Genomic DNA, 18,365 nt, shown 5'->3' with positions numbered 1-18,365 from the left:
TTTGTTAAGGAGAAATTAGGCAGCACAACCCTTCCATCAATTACAAGTTGCAGATCCTGAAGCCGACGTAACACAAACGGGCGACGGCACCACCACGGCCTCTCCCTCGGTTTCCGAGACGGCACCACCCGTTGGCGACGGCACGATGACGGTATCGCCCCTGTCGAGCGTATCCGTACGCCGCAGCACGGGCTTCCTTTCCGTCGTCTGGCGGCGGACCGCCGGCACGCGCGCATCGCTCTCCACGACAACCTTTGCCGGCGCCTTGCGCTCCTCGATCGCAACCCGCAGCGGCTCCCCGCCGCCGATCCCGCTGTCGACAGAAGGCGGTGTGCCGTAAGGGTTCCAGGTCGCCCCGGAAAAGCCGCCGACGACGGTATAGCCGTACATCATCTCGACCAGCTCCTTCTCGCCGGCGCCGGACTGGCAGACGCGCAGGCGGATCTGGATCGAACCGTTGCTGTTGAGCTTGCTGCGATCCGTCTCGTCCGCGCGGATCTGCTGCCAGCCATAGAGGCAGCCATCGTCGCCGGCACCCCGCCCGTAGGCGTAGCCGAACGGGCCATAGCCGTTGCGCACGAAATTCGACGAGATCGCGAGAGCACGGCCGGGCAGTGCCGCGCGCATCTCGCCGCGGATCGCCGAATGCTGCACCGGCTTGAAGGCGAGCGTGCCACCAGGCATCGCCACCGTCTCGGCCGGACCGAAGGCCTGGATGCTGATGAAATTCTGGCCGGATGTCGCCGCAGAGGTGGAAAGCGCGATCTGCTGTTCGATCGCATTGGTATATTGCCGCTGGATCACGCTGACGATCGAAAGCGTGCCGGGAGCCGGCAGCACCAGAGCGCTCGACGCCGGAACGGTCGTGGAAAGGGTCGCAACACCGGGACCCGGCCGCGCTGCGCAGCCGGCGGCCAGCACTGCTGCCGCGCAGGTCGCAAGCAGGACGCTCCCCTGGAACACCCCGCCGCCACGACCGGAAAAACGAATCGCCGCCGAATCATCCATGCAGCACTCATATTTCGCCCGGACGCGAATAGGAATCCCCATTTCCCGCCACATGCCCCCGGGATCCGCTTCAAGCAGGCGGAACCTGGAGGCATCCAGACGGCAAAAAGCCCCGGCATCCGCACGATGCCGGGGCTTTCCTGTCACTTAATATCTTACTTCAGCTTGGCGCTGACAGCCTCGATGCCGGCGCGGGCGCATTCGTCGTCGATGTCGCCGCTCGGAGCGCCGCCGACGCCGATGCCGCCGATCGTCTCTTCACCAGCCTTGACCGGCACGCCGCCGGCCAGCACCAGCAGGCCCTCGATCGAAACGAGCTGGGCAGCAGCCGGGTTCTTGCCGACATTTTCGGCGATCTTCTGGGTCGGCGTGCGCATCGAGGCGGCGGTGAAAGCCTTGCGGACGGCGCTGTCGAGGGTGTGCGGGCCGGCACGGTCGGCACGCAGGACGGCGCGGGTGACGCCGGCGCGATCGACGACGGCAACCGATACGTTGAATTTCTTGGCAGCGCAGGCCTTCACAGCGGCATCGGCGGCCTCAACGGCGATGTCGAGCGGCATGTTGCGCTCGGTGAGGATTTCCGCCTGGGCAGCGCCGGCAAGCGTGAGAGCGGCAAAAGCGGCAGCAACGAAGGTCTTCATGTCTATCTCCATCTGGGCCGCTCGGTCTTGCTGGCGGCGACGACCCTCTTTTCGGAGATTTCCGGCCCGGACGGTATCGGTGGACGGACGGAGCGGGGTCCGTAGGACTACGGAGTCTGCCCGATCAGGGAAAGGCGCGCGAACTCCGCGACCGAGGTCGTGCCGAGCTTCTGGGCGATGTTGGCCCGATGCGTATCGACCGTGCGGGGCGACAGCTGCAGGGCTTCGGCGATCTCCTTTGTCGACCAGCCGCGCCCGACCATGTCCAGCACCTCGCGCTCGCGGTCGGTGAGCTGCGCCACCAGTTTTACCGCCTCGGCCCGTTCGGCATGCACATCCAGTGCACCAGAGGCCTGTTGCAGCGCCTCGACCAGCACCTGCTCGTCGATCGGCTTGGTGAGAAAATCGACGACGCCGGCCTTGAAGGCGCGCCGGCAGGCATGCACGTCGCCATGGCCGGTGCAGATGATCGTCGGCCAGTCGCAGCCGATGGCCGCAAGCTTCTCGTGCAATTGCAGGCCCGTGATCGCTGGCATGCGCAGGTCGAGCAGCAGAACGCCGGGCCTGAGTTTCGGCGCGCGGGCGAGAAAGGCGGTAGGATCTCCGAAGGTCTCGATGCGGATGCCGTAGGTGCCGAGCAAAAGCGAGAGTGCGCTGCGCACGCCCTCGTCGTCATCGACCAGATAGACAGGCGCCATCGTCATTCCGCTGCCTCTTCCCGTTTCTGCACGTCCTCTGCCGCCGGGAGCCTTACGGTGAAGACAGCGCCGCCAGCCGCCCCGTTTTCCGCCGAAATGCTGCCGTCGAAACGCTCGACGATGCTTTCGCACAGGCTGAGCCCCAGCCCCATGCCGTCAGGCTTGCTCGAGAAGAACGGTTCGAACAGCCGGGGCTGGATATCCGGCGCGATGCCGGTGCCGTTGTCGAAGACGCGGATCGCGTAACCCGCCGCCTCCGGCATAAGCGCCACACGCACCCGTCCGTCCGACCGCCCTGCCTCGCCCACCGCATCGGCCGCGTTGCGGATGAGGTTGTGGATGACCTGCTCGATCTCCACCGGATCGACCCGCGCCAGCGCCGGGGCTTCCGGCAGATCGACATCGAGCGCGATGCCGCGCCGGTCGAGGTCGATGCGCGACAGGGCGACGATATCGGCGACGTGGCGGGAAAGATCGTGCAGGCCGGCCTCCAATGCACTCTTGCCGACATAGGCGCGCAGACGCACCAGAATATCGGCCGCACGCTTGGCCTGCAGCACATTGGCGGCAAGCACGCTGTCGATTGGCGTATCCGCGAGACCGGCGGCGGCGGCAATGCGCCGGCCTGCCTGGCTCTGGCTGAGCAGCGCCGTCAGCGGCTGGGTCAATTCATGGGCAATGCCCGAGGCCATTTCGCCCATGCTGTTGATGCGCAGGGCATGGGCGAGCTTCGTCTCGTGCTGGCGCAGCGCTTCGCGCCGCGCAGCCGCCTCCGCCGCCTCCCGTGCCAGCGCCGCCTCCTGCCGGTGGCGTAAAAGCGAGCGCACGAGCACGAGCCCGGCAAGCGAGAGGACAGCGAAGAGCGCGAGCGGCAGCGGCGGAAGCAGCGCCGCCAGCGTGACATGCCGCTGCAGCGAAAGCCTGAGAGGCTGCGTGGCACTGGCGATCGGCGCCTCGAAACGGATGGTGCGAGCCAGGAAACTCGAATCCGCGGGCTGCGCCACCCCCGTCTCCAGCACCGTGCCCTCGCCCATCGCCAGCCGGAGCGTGGCCCAGCGCGGCAGCTCCTCGCCCTCGACGAGCTTTGCCCCATCGATATCGAGGCTGACGGCCATGGTGTCGTTCATGCGCTTCATCAGGCGATAGTGGCCGGGCCGCGCATCCGCGCCGAAGGCAGCCTTCCCGGGGGTAAGCGCCTCCACGGCCTGCGAAACCGCTTCCGGACTTGCCGTCGCACCATCGGCGGATGTCGCCGAACTCACGATGCCCGCCCCCTCACCCGCCCTCAGATCGACGAGGTCGATCGCGACGATGCGCGGATAAAAGCGCAGGATGGATTTTGCGACGAGATCGAAATCCTCCGACGGCTGCGCCTGCGCAAGCCCGAGGGCACTGAGGCTCGTCAGGTGTGCGTCGTGCTGCGCGACGCGCTGCGAGATCACCCTTTGCAGCGCGCGGCCGCTCTCGGAAACTTCAAGTTCCAGCGCCTGCCGGTGGCTCCAAGCCGAATAGAGGCCGAAGGCGGCAAGCAACAGCAACCAGCCGCCGGCAAGGGCGGCCGAGGAACGAAGAAAGGTCAGGCGTGCACGCATCCGGAATGAAGCCGCGTCAGGGATCGGGAAGACCATCATAGGGCCTCCCCGGCGCCTTGGCGATCCGCAGCACCACGGATATCGGCCTGGAACCTGCCGGCGATCCAGGCCCGGCTTGCGTCAGGACAGGACCGGCAGCGACAGCGGCGCAAGCACCGCGGCGGGCCGGCCACGCGGATCGTTCGCCTGGAGGCGACGCACCGCAAAATCCTGCACCGCCTGTAGTTCCGCCAGCGCACCGTCGTAATCCACCAGTGTCGGGCGGTCGTCCCGCATGACGCAGGTGCCATCGACATAGACGCCGACGACGGCGCGCTCGGCGGCGCAGTGCAGGAGGTTGCGCAGGGGGTCGTAGAGCGGCTGCATGCCGGGATGCTTGAGGTCCACAAGCGAAAAATCCGCCTTCGCGCCACGGGCGATGCGGCCGATATCGCTGCGTCCCAGGGCCTTGGCGCCCGACAGCGTGGCCGCCTCGACGACCGCGGCCGTATCGACGTCGAACACCGAGCCGCCGGCGATGCGGGCGCAGATCATCGCCATGCGCATCTCTTCCAGCATGTTGAACGGATAGCTGTCCGTGCCGATCGCCACGTTGACACCCGCCTGCCGGTAGCGGCCGAGCGACTGCAGCACCATGCCGCTGCGCGAGAAGGTGACCGGGCAATGGGCGACGCTCGTCCTGCTGGCAGCGAGCCGCTCAAGATCCGCCGCCGTGCGCTGGCGCGTCCAGTCATGGCTGTCGACGAAGATGCAATGCCCGAGGATGAGGTCCGGCCCGAGAAGGTCGAGGCTTTCGAGATAGGCGACGGCGGTGAGGCCGTGGCGGCGCATCAGTTCCTCGTGCTCGGCCATGGTCTGCGCGGCATGGATGGTAATCGGCACGCCACGGCTGCGCGCTGCCTCCGCAGCCTCCTGCAGCAATGCCGCAGAGCAGGTCTCGACCTGTGCCGGGGCGACGATGCCGCCGAGCCGGCCCGAGGGATGCGCGCGGGCGGCATCGACCGTCTCCAGCGCCCGGGCGAAGGCCTCCCTGCCCCGCGCGCCGTCCCAGCGGAAATCCAGCCTGTGGCTGTCCTCGACATGCCAGGCCGCCTCGCGGAAGCCCGGGGCGACATAGGCGCGCGCACCGCTCTTGACCAATGTCGGCAGCCAGCAGGCATGCGGGCCGGCAATGTCGACGAAGGTGGTGACGCCGCTGCGCAGGAGATCGCCGAGCATGACGGTGAGCGCCGCCTCGACCGCGTCGTCGCCAATCTCGATCAGCGTCGAATATTCGTACATCGCCTGCCCCCAGAGGGCCGCCGTGCCGGCGTCCTCGAACAGGCTTTTCGAGACCGGTTCCTCGCCGGAATGGCAGTGCACATTGACGAGGCCCGGCATGACCATGCGGTCGCGGCCGGAAATCTCCTCCGCAAACGAGCCTTCGTAGCGCCCGCCGACATGAACGAAGCCGGCCGCGTCGAAGGCGACGTCCGCATCGTGCAGATAGGCATGGCCGCCGCACGCCGCATCGTAGGCGATAACGGTATGGGCGTTGCGGATGACGGTGACGGTATCAGGCATGGGTCGTCCGGAAATGCTTTTCGAGGAAACGGCTATAGGCGCCCATCAGGGCACTGAAGGTGAAGTAGACGGCGGCAGCGACGAGATAGCCTTCGAGAACGGCAATGCCCTGCCATTCCGGATCGCGGATGGCCGAACGCACCGTATCGAGAAAATCGACGAGGCCGACGATGGTGACGAGCGTCGTATCCTGGAAGAAGCCGATGAACAGGCTCACCATCGGCGGAATGACCTTCTTGAGCGCCTGCGGCAGCACGATCTTGCGCATGACCTGCCAGTAGTGCAGCCCGAGCGAGGATCCGGCCTCGTATTGCCCCGCGGGCACGTCCTGCAGGCCGCCGCGCACGATCTCGGCGATATAGGCGGAGGCGAAGAGGATGATCGCCACCTGCGCGCGCAGCAGTTTGTCGATGGTGACGCCCTCGGGCATGAACAGCGGCAGCATGACCGTCGCCATGAAGAGGATGCTGATCAGCGGCACGCCGCGCACGATCTCGATGAAGCCCACGGCGAGAATGCGGATCGCCGGCAGGTCGGAGGCACGCGCCAGCGCCAGCACGATGCCGAGCGGCATGGCGAGCGTCAGCCCGACGAAGGAGAGCATGAAGGAGAGCGGCAGGCCGCCCCAGCTCGTCGTCGCAACGGGCGTCAGACCGAAAATGCCGCCTGCCATCAGGATGTAGAGCACCGGCAGGACGACGAGGATCCAGGCAAGAAGCAGACCCCGGCTCCAGAAGCGTGGCATCATGGAAAAGAGGAAGGCGCCGAAGAGCAGCGCTAGCGCCAGCATCGGCCGCCACTGTTCGTCATAGGGATAGAAGCCGAACAGCATGTAGCGCAGTTTCTGCGCGACGAACGGCCAGCAGGCGCCGCTTGCCGCCTTGCAGGTCTCGCCACCGCCGGAAAACACCGCATCGGCCACCAGCCAGCCGAAGGCGAGCTTGGCGACGAAGAAGATGGCGGCAATAGACAAGATACTGACGAGCGTGTTGCCGGGCGTGCCGAAATAGGCGGAGAACCTGCCGAGGCGCGGGGCGCTCGGCGCCGGCTGCGGCGGCGCGAGGACAAGGGTCTGGACGTCGGCCATATCAACGCTCCTTCAGCGCGACATGCGCATTGTACCAGTTCATCACGAGCGAAATGGTGATCGAGAGGGCAAGGTAGACGCCCATGAAGATCGCAATCGTCTCGATCGCCTGACCCGTCTGGTTCATCACCGTGTTGGAGACCATGACAAGGTCCGGATAGCCGATGGCGATGGCGAGCGAGCTGTTCTTGAAGACGGTAAGGTAGGTGTTGGTGAGCGGCGGGATGATGATGCGTAGCGCCTGCGGCAGCACGACGAGCCGCATGGTCTTGCCACGCGCAAGGCCGAGCGCGGCGGCCGCCTCCCACTGCCCCTTGTCGACCGCCTGGATGCCGGCACGCACGATCTCCGCGACAGTCGCCGAGACGCTGAGCGCAAGGCCGAAGAGCAGCGCCACGAATTCCGGCCGGACATGCAACCCGCCCGTCAGGCGGAACTTTCCGGCCGTCGGGAAATCCCAGTCGATGCTGAAGCCGCCGGAAAGCCAGAGCAGCAGGGCCGGCAGCACGAAGGCAGCCGTGGCGATGAGCCCACCGTGGTTCGAGCGGCCGGTCGCAACGCGCTTCTGCGTGGAGACCCGGCGAATGACGAATGCAGCCGCTGCGCCGCCGAGGAGACAGGCGAAAAGCGCCGCACCGCCGCTTTCGATGAGGGCCGCCGGCACGACGAGGCCGCTGTTGGAGAGATAGACGCCCGGCAGGAGGTTCAGCGCCTGCTTGACCGGCGGCAGGATGAGGATGATCAGCGAATACCAGAGGAAGAGATAGAGCAGCAGCGGCACATTGCGCAGAAGCTCGACATAGACGAGCGCAAGGCGCGCCAGCAGCGGATTGCGCGACATGCGCGCAATGCCCACGGCAAGGCCGATGAGCGTGCCGAAGATGGCGGCCAGCAGCGACACCTTCACGGTGTTGGCGATGCCGACGAGGATGGCCCGTCCGACCGTATCGGTCGCCTCGAAGGCAATGGCGGATTCGGTGATGACGAAGCCGGCGGGCCGGTTCAGGAAATCGAAGCCGGTCGCGATGTTCTGTTTGGCGAGATTGCCGCTCGCGGTGGAAAACATCGTCCAGCCGACGAGGATCACGGCGCAGATCGCGACGACCTGGTAAAAGTAGGCGCGAAAGCGCATGTCATGCAGGAAAGCCATGTATCCCCACCGCAAAAGACCAAAAGGGGATGGGCGCGCGCACCGCCATGCGCGCGCCCGGACGATCGCTCGGAAGCGATCAGCGGATCGGCGGCGAGTAGATCATGCCGCCGGCGTTCCACAGCGCGTTGGGGCCACGCGTCAGGCCGAGCTTGGTGCCCTCACCGAGATTGCGCTCGAACACTTCGCCATAGTTGCCGACGCTCTTGATGATGTTGTAGCCCCACTTGTTGTCAAGGCCGAGCATCTTGCCGAGCTCTTCCGTGGCGCCGAGCATGCGCTGCACGTCCGGATCCTCGCTCTTCAGCTTCTCGTCGACATTCGCCTGGGTGATGCCCTTCTCCTCGGCGGCCATCAGCAGCCAGACCGACCAGGAAACGATGTCACCCCAGTTGGAATCGTTCTGGCGGAAGGCCGGCGCCAGCGGCTCCTTGGAGATGGTCTCCGGCAGAACGATATAGTCGTCCGGATTGTTGGCGACGGCGCGGATCGAGGCAAGGTCGGACCGGTCGGAGGTGATCGCCTCGCAACGGCCGGAATAGAAGGCCGCGCGATTCTCGTCCGGGCTTTCGAAGACGACGAGCTCGAACTTGCCGTTGATCGCGCGGAAGAAGTCGGAGATGTTCTGCGCCGTCGTGGTGCCCGGCAGGGTGCAGATCGCAGCTTCCGTCAGCTCCTTGGCGCTGGAAACGCCGAGCGACTTGGCCACCATCAGGCCCTGGCCGTCGTAAAAGACCGTCGGGCCGAAATCGAGGCCGAGCGAGGCATCGCGCGAGAAGGTGTGGGTCGTCTGGCGCGACAGGACGTCGATCTCGCCGGACTGCAGCGCCTGGAAGCGCGTGTTGATGTTGGTCGGAACGAAATCGACCTTGTCGCCGTCGCCGAAGACCGCGGCGGCGATCGACCGGCAGATATCGGCATCGAAGCCCTGCATGCGGCCCTTGTCGTCGGGCGCCGCAAAACCCGGCGTTGCCAGCGAGACGCCGCAGACCAGCTTGCCGCGCGCCTTGACGGTTTCGAGCGTGCCGGCTGCCGAGGCCTGACCGGCCATCGTGAGCCCGAGCGCGGCCGCGCAGATCGAAAGAAGTGCCTGCTTCATGCTTCCCCTCCCATTGGGTGTTGTTGGATAGAGCCGACGCACCGCCCTCCAGCGACACCGCTCCATCGCGATCTCTTAGATCGCAATTATTGTGTACAATGCAAAAAGCGCATCATCAACAGTTCCAGATATGGAATGTCGACAATCCCACAAAATCAGCCATGTACAATGGGCATGAAGCCATGTATATTAGACATTAACTGTTATTCTGCACACCTTCGAAGGCGCAACTGATGCGCTGGAAGGTTTATGCATATTGATAAATTTATCAGGCCATACAGTTTCCCGGATATTTGATTATACAATTGTCGTCGGACAGCCGAGGTGAGGTTTCCGGCCAGAATTTCTCCCAGGCGACGAGGCTGGAACGCGAATGCTCCGGCCTCGTCGCTGTCCCGCCCTTGGCATCGCAAATGCGCGGCCTTCCGTCGCGCAGGCGTGGCGGGACATCTGCCACGACTATCGGCAACCGCACGCGGCGGGTTTTCACCGGCATGGCACAGGCCCGTCCGCTGGCTGCAAAGCACCCGAATTTTTCCCGTATGCCTGCGGGAACAATCGGCACGGTTACCGGTTGAGGTCATGCCCTTGACAATGAGGCGTGATGCTCGATGCCGGACCAGTCCAAGCTCTTTCCCGACCACCGAAGGCTGTCGGGAGAACGCTACACGATAGAAACCTTTCGCACGGCCTACGATCTGCCGGCGCAAGAGGCCAAGCGCCTCTACGACAAGTTCGGCCCGTCCAAGCGGGAGCTGGACCTGTTGATGCGCGCCCGCCAGAACCCGGCGCAATTCCTGAATTTCTAAGGAGACGGACATGACGAGCCCGAAAGCACAAGGCGACCCGAAGCGCCCCTCCCCCGACGAACACAAGCCCCGGAACGATGTCGAGCCCGGCGATACCACCGCCGAGCCCGAGACCGAAGCCGAGAAGACCAGGCGCGAACAGGCGACGAAACCGGCGCTGATGCCGATCGGCGATCCCGCAGGCGCGGCCTGAAGACCGCTGCCTTCTCTCCAGAAACCCCGCCGCCCGAATGGACGGCGGGTCGATTGTTCGCGGTTATGCCGCCGCCAGCGCCTCGCGCGCCTTCGGCACCGGTCGGAAGGTCATGGCGATCAGGAAAGCGCCGAGGCCGATGCCCCACGAGCCGACATAGAGCCAGGTATAGCTGGCGAAGGTGTCGTAGATCAGCCCGCCCGCCACCGGCCCCAGCGCCATGCCGAGGCTGCCGGCCATGGCCGTTCCGCCGATGACGGTGCCCATCATGCGCAGCGGGAAGTTTTCCCGGGCGATCACCGCATAGAGCGGCATGACGCCGGCATAGATGAAGCCGAACAGGCCCGCCACGACATAGAAGGAGGCCAGCCCGCCGGTAAAGACATAGGCGAGCGCCCCGAAGGCCTGCGCGAAGAGGCCGAGCACCAGGATATGCTTGGCGCCGAACCGGTCGCCGAGCAGGCCGAAGGCGACCCGGCCGCCCATGCCGGCAAGGCCTTCGATGCTGTAGATCGAGACGGCGGCGATCATCGGAATGCCGCAGGTGATGGCATAGCTCACCGTGTGGAAGATCGGCCCGGAATGGGTGGCGCAGCAGAAGAAGTTCGTCAGGCACAGGATGATGAACTGCGGTGTCTTCAGGACATCGCGCGTTGTCATGCCGGCCTGCGGCTCGTCGGCCGCCGCAAGCTCATCGCCGCCCGCCTCCAGCCCCGGCGCACGCCGCACCAGAAGGGCGGCCGGGATCATCACGACGGCGACGAGAAGCGCGATGATCTGCATCGAGGCGCGCCAGTCGTTGAAGGTGACCAGCCAGGCGGCAAAGGGCGACATGGTCATCGGCGCCATGCCCATGCCGGCCGAGACGAGCGAGACGGCAAGGCTCCTGTGCGTGTCGAACCAGCCGGTGACGCAGGCCATCATCGGCGCGAAGACGGCAGCGACCGCCACACCGACGACCAGCCCGAAGACGAACTGGAAGGCGAGAAGCGAGGTGGCGACGCTCGCAGCCATCAGGCTTGCCGCCAGAAGCACCGAGCCCGCCAGCACGACGGGCCGCGGCCCCCAGCGATCCGAAAGGCTGCCCCAAAACATGCTCGCGAAGGCCATGGCGAGAAAGCCGATGGTCATGGCGGTGGAAATGCCGGTCACCGACCAGCCGGTGTCCTTGGCGATCGGCAGCAGGAAGACCGGCAGCGAGAACATCGCGCCGATGGCGATACAGCCGAGAAGGCCGCCTGCGGCGACGATCACCCAGCGATAATGCGTATGGATCATTGTCATCTCCTCTGCGGCCGCCAGCTTCTGGCCGGGGCCGCGCCCAAATCAGTATTGATCGTGCCGCCTTACCCATTCCATCGGATAGCGAAGGCCGTCCTCGTCGCGGCCTTTCGGCACGAGGTCGAGGAAGTGATAGGCACCGTTCACCATCTCGACGCCGCGCGCGTAGCAGGAGTAGGTGTGGTACACCTCGCCCGGCCCGCTCCTGTAAAAGACGCTGACGCCGACCATTTCCGACATGGTGTTCGAACAAATCTCGAAATTGTAATAGGCGCGCCCCGCCGCCTGTTCCTGCGGTGTCGCGGACGCCTGGTAGTCGAAGTTGAAGTCGCTGCCGCCCGAGGAGACCCACGGAAAGCTCCAGCCCATGCGCCGCCGGTAGGCATCGATCTTTTCCAGCGGCGCGCGCGAGATCGCCGTGAAAGTCACGTCGCGCTGGGCGAGATGAACCGGAATGCCGTTGAAATTGTCGGCCCAGAAGGAACAGGACTTGCAGCCCTCCTGCCAGTCCGGCCCCAGCATGAAGTGATAGACGAGGAGCTGCGAGCGCCCGGCGAAAAGGTCCTCCAGCGTCAGGACGCCCTCCGGCCCGTCGAAGCGGTAGGCCTTCCCCACCCGCTCCCAGGGCATCGCCATCCGTTGGCGGGTCAGCGCCTCGCGCTGGCGGGTGAATTCCTTTTCCGCGGCGAGCAGCGCCAGCCGGGCCTTCAGCCAGTCCTCATGTGAAACGACTTGATTGCGCATCGTGAAACGCCTTTCTTCTCTAGCGATGCACCAAACGTAAGGGGTGGTCGCCGCGAAGCGGGAGTTACAAGTGTGACGGGAATTGCATGGACTCGATGATCATCGCCGCCGCCCGGGCGCTCGCAACCGGCGATCCGCTCGGCGCGTTGAGCCGCGTCGCGCTGCGTGACGACGCACCGGCCATGGCCCTGCGCGGCATCGCCATGGCGCAGCTCGGCGATCTCGAGCGCGCGAAGGCGCTGCTGAAGAACGCCGCTCGCGCCTTCGGTCCGCGCGAGCCGGTGGCGCGGGCGCGCTGCGTCGTCGCGCAAGCCGAGATCGCCCTCGTCTCGCGCGATCTTGCCTGGCCGGTGAAGGCGCTCGCCGCTGCCGAGGCGACGCTTGCGGCCCATGGCGACCGGCCCAACGCCGCCCATGCCCGGACACTCGCCATCCGCCGCCTGCTCCTGATCGGCCGGCTCGACGACGCCGCAGCGCAGCTCGCCACGCTCGATCCCGCAGCATTGACCCCGCCGCTTCGGGCCGCGCATGCCCTCGCCGCTGCCGGCATCGCGACCCGCCGCCTGCGCACGGCAGCGGCCCGCGAGGCCTTTGCACGCGCCGCGGAGGCCGCCCGGCACGCCGGCATTCCCGCCCTTGTTCAGGAGGTGGAGGACGCGGCCGCGATCCTGCAAAGACCGACCGCCCGCGTGATCGCGGATGGCGAGGAACGCCTTCTGCTGCCCGCCGAGGTCGAAGCGCTGCTGGCAACCGACAGACTGGTGGTCGATGCCTGCCGCCATGTCGTGCGCTGCGGCGAGACCCGCATCTCGCTGGCCACGCGGCCGATCCTGTTTGCGCTGCTGCGCACGCTCGCCGAGGCCTTTCCCGCCGATGCCAGCCGGGAACACCTGTTGCTCCGCGCCTTCCGGGCCCGGCATGCCGACGAATCCCACCGGGTACGCCTGCGCGTCGAAATGGGCCGGCTGCGGGCCGAGCTCGAGCCGCTTGCCGGGGCCACCGCCACGAAGGACGGTTTCCGGCTGCTGCCCCGTGGCGGGCGGGCCGTTGCCGTGCTGGCGCCGCCGCATGACGAACCGCATGCCGATGTGCTGGCCCTCTTTGCCGATGGCGAGGCCTGGTCGAGTTCCGCACTCGCCATCGCGCTCGGCACGAGCGCCCGCACCGTGCAGCGCGCACTCGAAGAGCTTTTCGCCGCCGGCAAGGTGCAGGCTGTCGGCCGCGGCCGAAGCCGGCGCTGGCTGACGCCGGTGCCCGGCGCTTTCTCGACACTCTTGTTACTCCCGGGTCCGCTGCCCGGCAGCTAAAAACGGAACGCGCACCAGTTCGCGGCAGTCTTGCGGCGGCGACATGCGCAAGACCAGGGGCTGAAGCACACGGCGCCAATCCCGGCAATCGCCCCGACACGACGGGACCACCGCATCAACGGTTCAAAGGAGACAAGCATGACCACGTCCAAAGCAGACATTCTGCGCGAATACGGCCCCTTCCCCGGCGTGGACCAGGTCCACGGCGTCACCTTCGACGGCAAGGCCGTCTGGTTCGCCTCGGGCGACAAGGTCAACGCGCTCGATCCGGACGACGGCCGCGTGCTGCGCGCGATCGACCTTTCCGCCCATGCCGGCACCGCCTATGACGGCCGCCATCTCTTCCAGATCGCCGAGGACCGCATCCACAAGATCGACCCCGCCTCCGGCGCCATCGTCTCCACCATCCCCGCCCCCGGCAACGGCGGCGATTCCGGCCTCACCTGGGCGGAAGGCTCGCTCTGGGTCGGCGAGTACCGCAGCCGGCAGATCCACGAAATCGACCCGGAAACCGGCGCCGTGCGACGCACCATCGAGAGCAACCGCATGGTGACGGGCGTCACCTGGGTGGACGGCGAGCTCTGGCACGGCACCTGGGAGGGCGAGGAAAGCGGCCTGCGCCGCCTCGACCCAAAAACCGGCGCCGTGCTCGACACCATCACCATGCCCGCCGGCATCGGCGTCTCCGGCCTCGAATCCGACGGCGCCGACCGCTTCTTCTGCGGCGGCGGCAACAGCGGAAAGATCCGCGCCATCCGCCGCCCGCGCTGACGGATGCCGGACGCGGGTGGCAATGCAACGAACACGGGTGCCGCCATCCTTCTGAAGGCGTGGCGGCACCGATAGCCCGGCGCGGCGTGAAGCACAGGATACGCCCGTTGATCGAGCGGACAGCCGCCTCACGAGGCCAAAAAACACGGCCGGCATTTCCCGCCCCCGTGAAACCGGATAATTCTTTTCGCTACAACCCATCCGACACTTGCCATCGCGAGCTCAACCTCATACTCCTCTACTTTTAAGGGAATTCGACCAAAAATGGCCATCGTCCAAGATGCGCCACAAACAGGGAAGAACCGCCATGACTATCCTGGTAGGCACCGAAACCATGGTCAACACACACTTGCCGGGCCAGCAGCTGGAGCCATCCGTTGCAATGCTCAAGGACGGCGGCTGGGTGGTGACATGGCAATCCTGGGGACAGGACGGCTCGAACGACGGCGTCTACCAACAACGCTACAAACCGGATGGAACGCCAGACGGCGTCGAAGTGCTGGTAAACACGACGACCGCCGAATCGCAGTATCAACCTGCGATAACCGCCCTCAAGGACGGCGGCTGGCTTGTGACGTGGGTCGGCGATGAAGCAGGCGGCCCGGAAATCTACCAGCGGCGCTACGATGCAGACGGCACTGCGACGACCGCCGTGGGAGAGGTCGTCGTTACGGACGTGGGCAGCGTACAGGAAATGCCCACCGTGACCGCGTTGCCCAATGGTGGCTGGGTCGTCGTGTGGGCATCTCGGAACGATGGCGCCGGCAATGGCCACGGCATCTTCCAGCAACAGTATGATGCAAATGGCGATCCGACCACGCTCGCACAAGTTCGTGTCCACACCACACTTGCCGGAAACCAAACCAAGCCTTCCGTCGCCGTGCTGGAGGACGGCGGGTGGATCGTTACCTGGCAGTCACCCGACGCCGACGGAACCGGCATCTACCAGCAGCGTTTTAAGGCCGACGGCACCCAGGAAGGCGTGGAAACGCCTGTCAACAGCCTTACGGCGGGTGCACAGGCCAATGCCATCGTCACGGGGTTGAAGGACGGCGGCTGGGTCGTCGCCTGGCAATCACCCGATACAAATGGAACCGGCATCTACCAGCAAAGATACGACAAGGACGGCAACGCCCTGGGGTCTGGGGAAACGCAGGTCAACACGACCTCGACAGGCGATCAGAAAAATGCGTCCATCACCGCCCTGACCGATGGCGGATGGGTGGTCGCCTGGCAAAGCGCCAACGACATTTACCTACGCCACTATAATTCGAGCGGCACGGCAGTCGGAAGCGAGGTCCTCGTAAACGACATAACGGCGAGCGATCAGGAATTCCCGTCCGTAACGGCGCTACCGGGTGGCGGCTGGGTGGTCACCTGGCAGAGTTTCAAAATGGGTGTGCCTGGAGAATTCCAGAACATCGCCCAGAAGATCTACTTCGGCGTCAACGACGCCCCCACCGGGACCAATGCAACCCTCACGGCGAAGGAAAACACGGCCTATAGTTTCAAGGTCGCCGATTTCGGCTTTTCCGATACCAACGGCAACAGTCTGTCCGGTGTAAAAATAACGACGCTCCCGACGAAGGGCACTGTCCTTCTGAACGGCATTGCCATCACGGCGGGGCAGACGATCGCGGTTGCGGATATCACCGCCGGGAAATTGACCTGGGAGCCCCCGGCGGGCGAGGACGGCACCGCCCTGACGACGATCGGCTTCAAGGTCGTCGACGACGGGGGCACCGATCACAACGGCAAGGATATCGACCAGACCGAGCGCGTTATCACCTTCGACGTGACACCGACGCCGACGACACCCGACACGGATAAGGGCAAGATCCTCATCGGAGGCGATGGCGACGACCGGTTCACCGGAACGAACTGGGCGGACCTGCTCTCCGGCAAGGGCGGAGACGACCATCTCGACGGTGGCGCTGGCAACGATACATTGTGGGGCGGGGAAGACGACGACCTGCTGAAGGGCGGCAGCGGCAACGACATTCTCGGCGGCGGCCCGGGCGCCGACACGCTTTTCGGCGGTGGTGGCGACGACAAGCTCTATGGCGGAAAGGATAGCGGCGCCGACAGGCTCTACGGCGGCGACGGCAAGGACAAGCTCTGGGGCGGCGGCGGCAACGACAAGCTGTATGGCGGCGATGACGACGACACCCTGGGCGGCGGCGCCGGCGACGACCTTCTCGGTGGCGGCAGCGGCAACGACATCCTCTATGGCGGCGCGGGGAGCGACCAGATTTATGGCGGCACCGGCGATGACCGGATTCATGGCGGTCCCGGCAACGACGAGCTCTGGGGTGGAGCCGGCAACGACATCTTCATCTTCCGGGAGAACACCGGCAAGGACCGCATCATGGACTTCACCCGCGGTCAGGACAAGATCGACCTCTCGGCCTTCTCGACCCGCACGAATCCGCTGGATTTCAACGACATCAATATCCAGACAACCACGGCAGGCGTGGTCGTCTCGATCAATGGAATCCAGGTCACGCTGGAAGGCCAGAAAAGCCTCAACAGAGACGACTTCATTCTCTAGGGTCGAGCGGGCAGCCGGCGCAGCTGTTGTTCCACGATAGCGCCCGAGCCGAAGCGTCACCGCTTCGGCTCGGAAATCCCCTAGAGACCATGGCTACCATCGTAGCCGTTGACCGGCGGCGGCGCCCAGCCGGCCGGCAGGGTTTTCGGCTTGTAGATTTCGACGACCATGGGGTAACACGCCGCCGTGTCGGACGAGTGCTGCGCAGAGCAATCCCCACCCGGGCAGGCCGACATGCAGCCGAGAAGATCGATCTCGGCGAAAAACTCCAGATAGTCGTCCGGCCGCACCGGGCTCGCCTTCATGAAATACTGGCCGGTATCGCGCGTGAAGCCGGTGCACATGAAGACGTTCAGCACGTCGTGCACATAGGTTTCCGCCTCGCGCAGCGCCATGCCGGTCTTCGCCGCAAAGGCGCGGGTGAGGTTCGAGTGGCAGCAATGGTGATACTGCCCGCCGTGGCTGAGCAGGTTGTGCGTATAGGGGTCGCAGCGCGTGCCGATCACGTCATGCACTGCGCCGCCGAACGCGTCGAAGCCGTACCAGTCGAGCGTGTCGTGCGTGATCGTCGCGATGGGGCGCAGATAGGGAAAATTGGAAAAGAGCTGGTCGCCGAGGCCGACATGGGTGCCGGCGAGCGCGCGTGTCTTGCCCGTGTAGAGCCGTTCCTTCAGGTTCTGCGCATTGAAGAGGTTGAGGTCGCCCACCTGCGGCCCCTCGCTGCAGACAAGACGGCAGAAATGTCCGGCCGGCACCGACCAGGTGGCGGCCTCGCGCGGCGGTATGACAACCGTTTCGACAAGCGTCAGGTCGTCCCGGAGCGCGCGATAGGCCGCAAGGTCGGGACGCGGCAGGGTCTCGACCGGATAGCAGATCACCGGCTTGATCGCCTTGCGGGCGGCGGCGTCGCCGGGCGCCGCCGTGATGGGGGTGGGCTTCATCTTTCAGTCTCCATGTCGTGTCGCGCCGCCACCACAGGCATTGCGAGCCGCCGGCGACTATAGCCGGTTCCCGCCATCTGTCAGCCGTCCTTCGCCGACCCCGCGCGTCGCGATACAGGCGGATTTTTCCGGGAACCTTGCGGCACCGCCGGCATCCAATATGGTCCCGGAAGGAGAACAAGCATGCCCGTCTTGTCCAATGCCAATGCCACCCCCGCCGCCGCCATCGAGGACGAAGCTCGCCTCGTCGCGCGCGCGGCCGCTGGCGACGCCGATGCGGTCCGCCGCATCATCAAGCACCACAACCAGCGCCTCTACCGTCTCGTGCGGGCCGTCATCCGCAACAATGCAGATGCGGAGGATGTGCTGCAGGAGGCCTATCTGAGGGCCTTCGCCCATCTTCAGGGCTTCAACGGCGAGGCCTCGCTGTCGACCTGGCTGTCGCGCATCGCCCTCAACACCGCCCTGATGCGCCTTCGCGCCGAGAAACGGCTGAAGCGCGCCGCGCCCCCGGCCGGCCCGACACAGGCCGAGATCATCCCCTTCCCGCTTGCCTCCTCCATCGAGGACCCGGAGCGCCTCATGGCCCAGCGACAACTCCTGCACCTCGTCGAGGAGGCGACCGACGCGCTTCCCGAAGCTTTCCGCCTCGTCTTCGTCGCCCGTGTCATCGAGGGCCTCAGCGTCGAAGAGGCCGCCGCGCTGCTCGACCTGCCGCCGGCCACCGTCAAGACACGGCTTCACCGCGCCCGCAAGCAGATCCGGGCACGGCTCGAGGCGCAGATCGGCCCGGTGCTGATCGACGCCTTCCCCTTTGCCGGCGCGCGCTGCGACCGGTTGACGGAGGCCGTCATTGCAAAACTCGGCCTTGCGGGCTGACGGGAACCCCGGCGGCGATGCGGCATCCAATGCTGCGTTACCGAAACAGGG

General features: G+C 65.7%; 17 protein-coding genes. 6 read left to right on the top strand and 11 right to left on the bottom strand.

Annotation, left to right across the window (positions count from 1 at the left end; all coding sequences use genetic code 11):
- Positions 1-36 precede the first annotated feature (36 nt).
- From bcsN to P9A16_RS04110, 8 genes are all read right to left on the bottom strand, one after another.
- Positions 37-1,008: a cellulose biosynthesis protein BcsN gene (gene bcsN, locus P9A16_RS04145; protein WP_051758642.1), complete on the bottom strand. Its 972-nt coding sequence runs from the start codon at positions 1,006-1,008 to the stop codon at positions 37-39.
- Positions 1,009-1,163: 155 nt separating this feature from the next.
- Positions 1,164-1,649, bottom strand: coding sequence for a GlcG/HbpS family heme-binding protein (locus P9A16_RS04140; protein ID WP_023514348.1), 486 nt, complete (start codon positions 1,647-1,649; stop codon positions 1,164-1,166).
- Positions 1,650-1,756: 107 nt separating this feature from the next.
- Positions 1,757-2,353, bottom strand: a complete 597-nt coding sequence (locus P9A16_RS04135) for a response regulator transcription factor (RefSeq protein WP_023514347.1) — start codon at positions 2,351-2,353, stop codon at positions 1,757-1,759.
- On the bottom strand, positions 2,350-3,978 hold the full coding sequence (locus P9A16_RS04130) for a sensor histidine kinase (protein ID WP_037406919.1): 1,629 nt from the start codon (positions 3,976-3,978) through the stop codon (positions 2,350-2,352). The genes P9A16_RS04135 and P9A16_RS04130 overlap by 4 nt, the downstream gene beginning before the upstream one ends.
- Before the next feature lie 81 nt (positions 3,979-4,059).
- Entirely contained in the window at positions 4,060-5,502 is a 1,443-nt protein-coding gene (locus P9A16_RS04125) for an amidohydrolase family protein (protein ID WP_023517069.1), read from the bottom strand.
- Positions 5,495-6,589, bottom strand: a complete 1,095-nt coding sequence (locus P9A16_RS04120) for an amino acid ABC transporter permease (protein WP_023517070.1) — start codon at positions 6,587-6,589, stop codon at positions 5,495-5,497. The genes P9A16_RS04125 and P9A16_RS04120 overlap by 8 nt, the downstream gene beginning before the upstream one ends.
- Before the next feature lies 1 nt (position 6,590).
- Positions 6,591-7,739: an amino acid ABC transporter permease gene (locus P9A16_RS04115; RefSeq protein ID WP_023517071.1), complete on the bottom strand. Its 1,149-nt coding sequence runs from the start codon at positions 7,737-7,739 to the stop codon at positions 6,591-6,593.
- Between the two features lie 79 nt (positions 7,740-7,818).
- Positions 7,819-8,838 carry an amino acid ABC transporter substrate-binding protein gene (locus tag P9A16_RS04110; RefSeq protein WP_023517072.1) on the bottom strand — a complete coding sequence of 340 codons (1,020 nt, stop codon included), beginning with the start codon at positions 8,836-8,838 and terminating at the stop codon, positions 7,819-7,821.
- Between the two features lie 611 nt (positions 8,839-9,449).
- Here P9A16_RS04110 and P9A16_RS04105 point away from each other — a divergent pair.
- A complete protein-coding gene (locus tag P9A16_RS04105) occupies positions 9,450-9,647 on the top strand; it encodes a hypothetical protein (protein WP_023516174.1) in 198 nt (65 codons plus the stop codon).
- A gap of 10 nt (positions 9,648-9,657) precedes the next feature.
- A complete protein-coding gene (locus P9A16_RS04100; RefSeq protein WP_023516175.1) occupies positions 9,658-9,840 on the top strand; it encodes a hypothetical protein in 183 nt (60 codons plus the stop codon).
- A 63-nt stretch (positions 9,841-9,903) separates the two neighbouring features.
- On the opposite strand, the gene P9A16_RS04095 is transcribed toward P9A16_RS04100, so the two are convergent.
- Positions 9,904-11,118 carry an MFS transporter gene (locus P9A16_RS04095; protein ID WP_023516176.1) on the bottom strand — a complete coding sequence of 405 codons (1,215 nt, stop codon included), beginning with the start codon at positions 11,116-11,118 and terminating at the stop codon, positions 9,904-9,906.
- 48 nt (positions 11,119-11,166) lie between these two features.
- The gene (locus P9A16_RS04090; RefSeq protein ID WP_023516177.1) at positions 11,167-11,865 is read right to left on the bottom strand and encodes a DUF899 domain-containing protein; all 699 of its coding nucleotides are present in this window, start codon (positions 11,863-11,865) and stop codon (positions 11,167-11,169) included.
- 86 nt (positions 11,866-11,951) lie between these two features.
- Between P9A16_RS04090 and P9A16_RS04085 the strand changes: the two genes are divergently transcribed.
- The 3 genes from P9A16_RS04085 (at position 11,952) to P9A16_RS04075 (ending at position 16,494) form a co-directional block, all read left to right on the top strand.
- A complete protein-coding gene (locus tag P9A16_RS04085) occupies positions 11,952-13,172 on the top strand; it encodes a hypothetical protein (protein WP_024270487.1) in 1,221 nt (406 codons plus the stop codon).
- Between the two features lie 138 nt (positions 13,173-13,310).
- Entirely contained in the window at positions 13,311-13,943 is a 633-nt protein-coding gene (locus P9A16_RS04080) for a Vgb family protein (protein WP_023516679.1), read from the top strand.
- Between the two features lie 307 nt (positions 13,944-14,250).
- Positions 14,251-16,494, top strand: a complete 2,244-nt coding sequence (locus tag P9A16_RS04075) for a calcium-binding protein (protein ID WP_024270488.1) — start codon at positions 14,251-14,253, stop codon at positions 16,492-16,494.
- An 80-nt stretch (positions 16,495-16,574) separates the two neighbouring features.
- Here the strand turns inward: P9A16_RS04075 and P9A16_RS04070 are convergent, their stop codons facing one another.
- Positions 16,575-17,435: an urea carboxylase-associated family protein gene (locus P9A16_RS04070; RefSeq protein ID WP_023513155.1), complete on the bottom strand. Its 861-nt coding sequence runs from the start codon at positions 17,433-17,435 to the stop codon at positions 16,575-16,577.
- Between the two features lie 183 nt (positions 17,436-17,618).
- On the opposite strand from P9A16_RS04070, the gene P9A16_RS04065 reads away from it, so the two are divergent.
- A complete protein-coding gene (locus P9A16_RS04065; RefSeq protein ID WP_023513154.1) occupies positions 17,619-18,314 on the top strand; it encodes an RNA polymerase sigma factor in 696 nt (231 codons plus the stop codon).
- Positions 18,315-18,365: the final 51 nt, after the last annotated feature.

This window comes from Shinella sp. 838 (assembly GCF_029623935.1).
Lineage (GTDB): Bacteria > Pseudomonadota > Alphaproteobacteria > Rhizobiales > Rhizobiaceae > Shinella.
The sequence above is the reverse complement of the archived record's forward strand: the minus strand, read 5'-3'. Positions and strand labels throughout refer to the sequence as shown.

Bases quoted from the DNA above. Each gene is read 5' to 3' on its own strand.
- P9A16_RS04085 (WP_024270487.1), top strand. From the start codon at position 11,952: ATGGACTCGATGATCATCGCCGCCGCCCGGGCGCTCGCAACCGGCGAT.
- P9A16_RS04070 (WP_023513155.1), bottom strand. From the start codon at position 17,435: ATGAAGCCCACCCCCATCACGGCGGCGCCCGGCGACGCCGCCGCCCGC.
- P9A16_RS04130 (WP_037406919.1), bottom strand. From the start codon at position 3,978: ATGATGGTCTTCCCGATCCCTGACGCGGCTTCATTCCGGATGCGTGCA.
- P9A16_RS04065 (WP_023513154.1), top strand. From the start codon at position 17,619: ATGCCCGTCTTGTCCAATGCCAATGCCACCCCCGCCGCCGCCATCGAG.
- P9A16_RS04090 (WP_023516177.1), bottom strand. From the start codon at position 11,865: ATGCGCAATCAAGTCGTTTCACATGAGGACTGGCTGAAGGCCCGGCTG.
- P9A16_RS04135 (WP_023514347.1), bottom strand. From the start codon at position 2,353: ATGACGATGGCGCCTGTCTATCTGGTCGATGACGACGAGGGCGTGCGC.
- bcsN (WP_051758642.1), bottom strand. From the start codon at position 1,008: ATGGATGATTCGGCGGCGATTCGTTTTTCCGGTCGTGGCGGCGGGGTG.
- P9A16_RS04115 (WP_023517071.1), bottom strand. From the start codon at position 7,739: ATGGCTTTCCTGCATGACATGCGCTTTCGCGCCTACTTTTACCAGGTC.
- P9A16_RS04125 (WP_023517069.1), bottom strand. From the start codon at position 5,502: ATGCCTGATACCGTCACCGTCATCCGCAACGCCCATACCGTTATCGCC.
- P9A16_RS04080 (WP_023516679.1), top strand. From the start codon at position 13,311: ATGACCACGTCCAAAGCAGACATTCTGCGCGAATACGGCCCCTTCCCC.
- P9A16_RS04120 (WP_023517070.1), bottom strand. From the start codon at position 6,589: ATGGCCGACGTCCAGACCCTTGTCCTCGCGCCGCCGCAGCCGGCGCCG.
- P9A16_RS04075 (WP_024270488.1), top strand. From the start codon at position 14,251: ATGACTATCCTGGTAGGCACCGAAACCATGGTCAACACACACTTGCCG.
- P9A16_RS04105 (WP_023516174.1), top strand. From the start codon at position 9,450: ATGCCGGACCAGTCCAAGCTCTTTCCCGACCACCGAAGGCTGTCGGGA.
- P9A16_RS04140 (WP_023514348.1), bottom strand. From the start codon at position 1,649: ATGAAGACCTTCGTTGCTGCCGCTTTTGCCGCTCTCACGCTTGCCGGC.
- P9A16_RS04095 (WP_023516176.1), bottom strand. From the start codon at position 11,118: ATGATCCATACGCATTATCGCTGGGTGATCGTCGCCGCAGGCGGCCTT.
- P9A16_RS04100 (WP_023516175.1), top strand. From the start codon at position 9,658: ATGACGAGCCCGAAAGCACAAGGCGACCCGAAGCGCCCCTCCCCCGAC.
- P9A16_RS04110 (WP_023517072.1), bottom strand. From the start codon at position 8,838: ATGAAGCAGGCACTTCTTTCGATCTGCGCGGCCGCGCTCGGGCTCACG.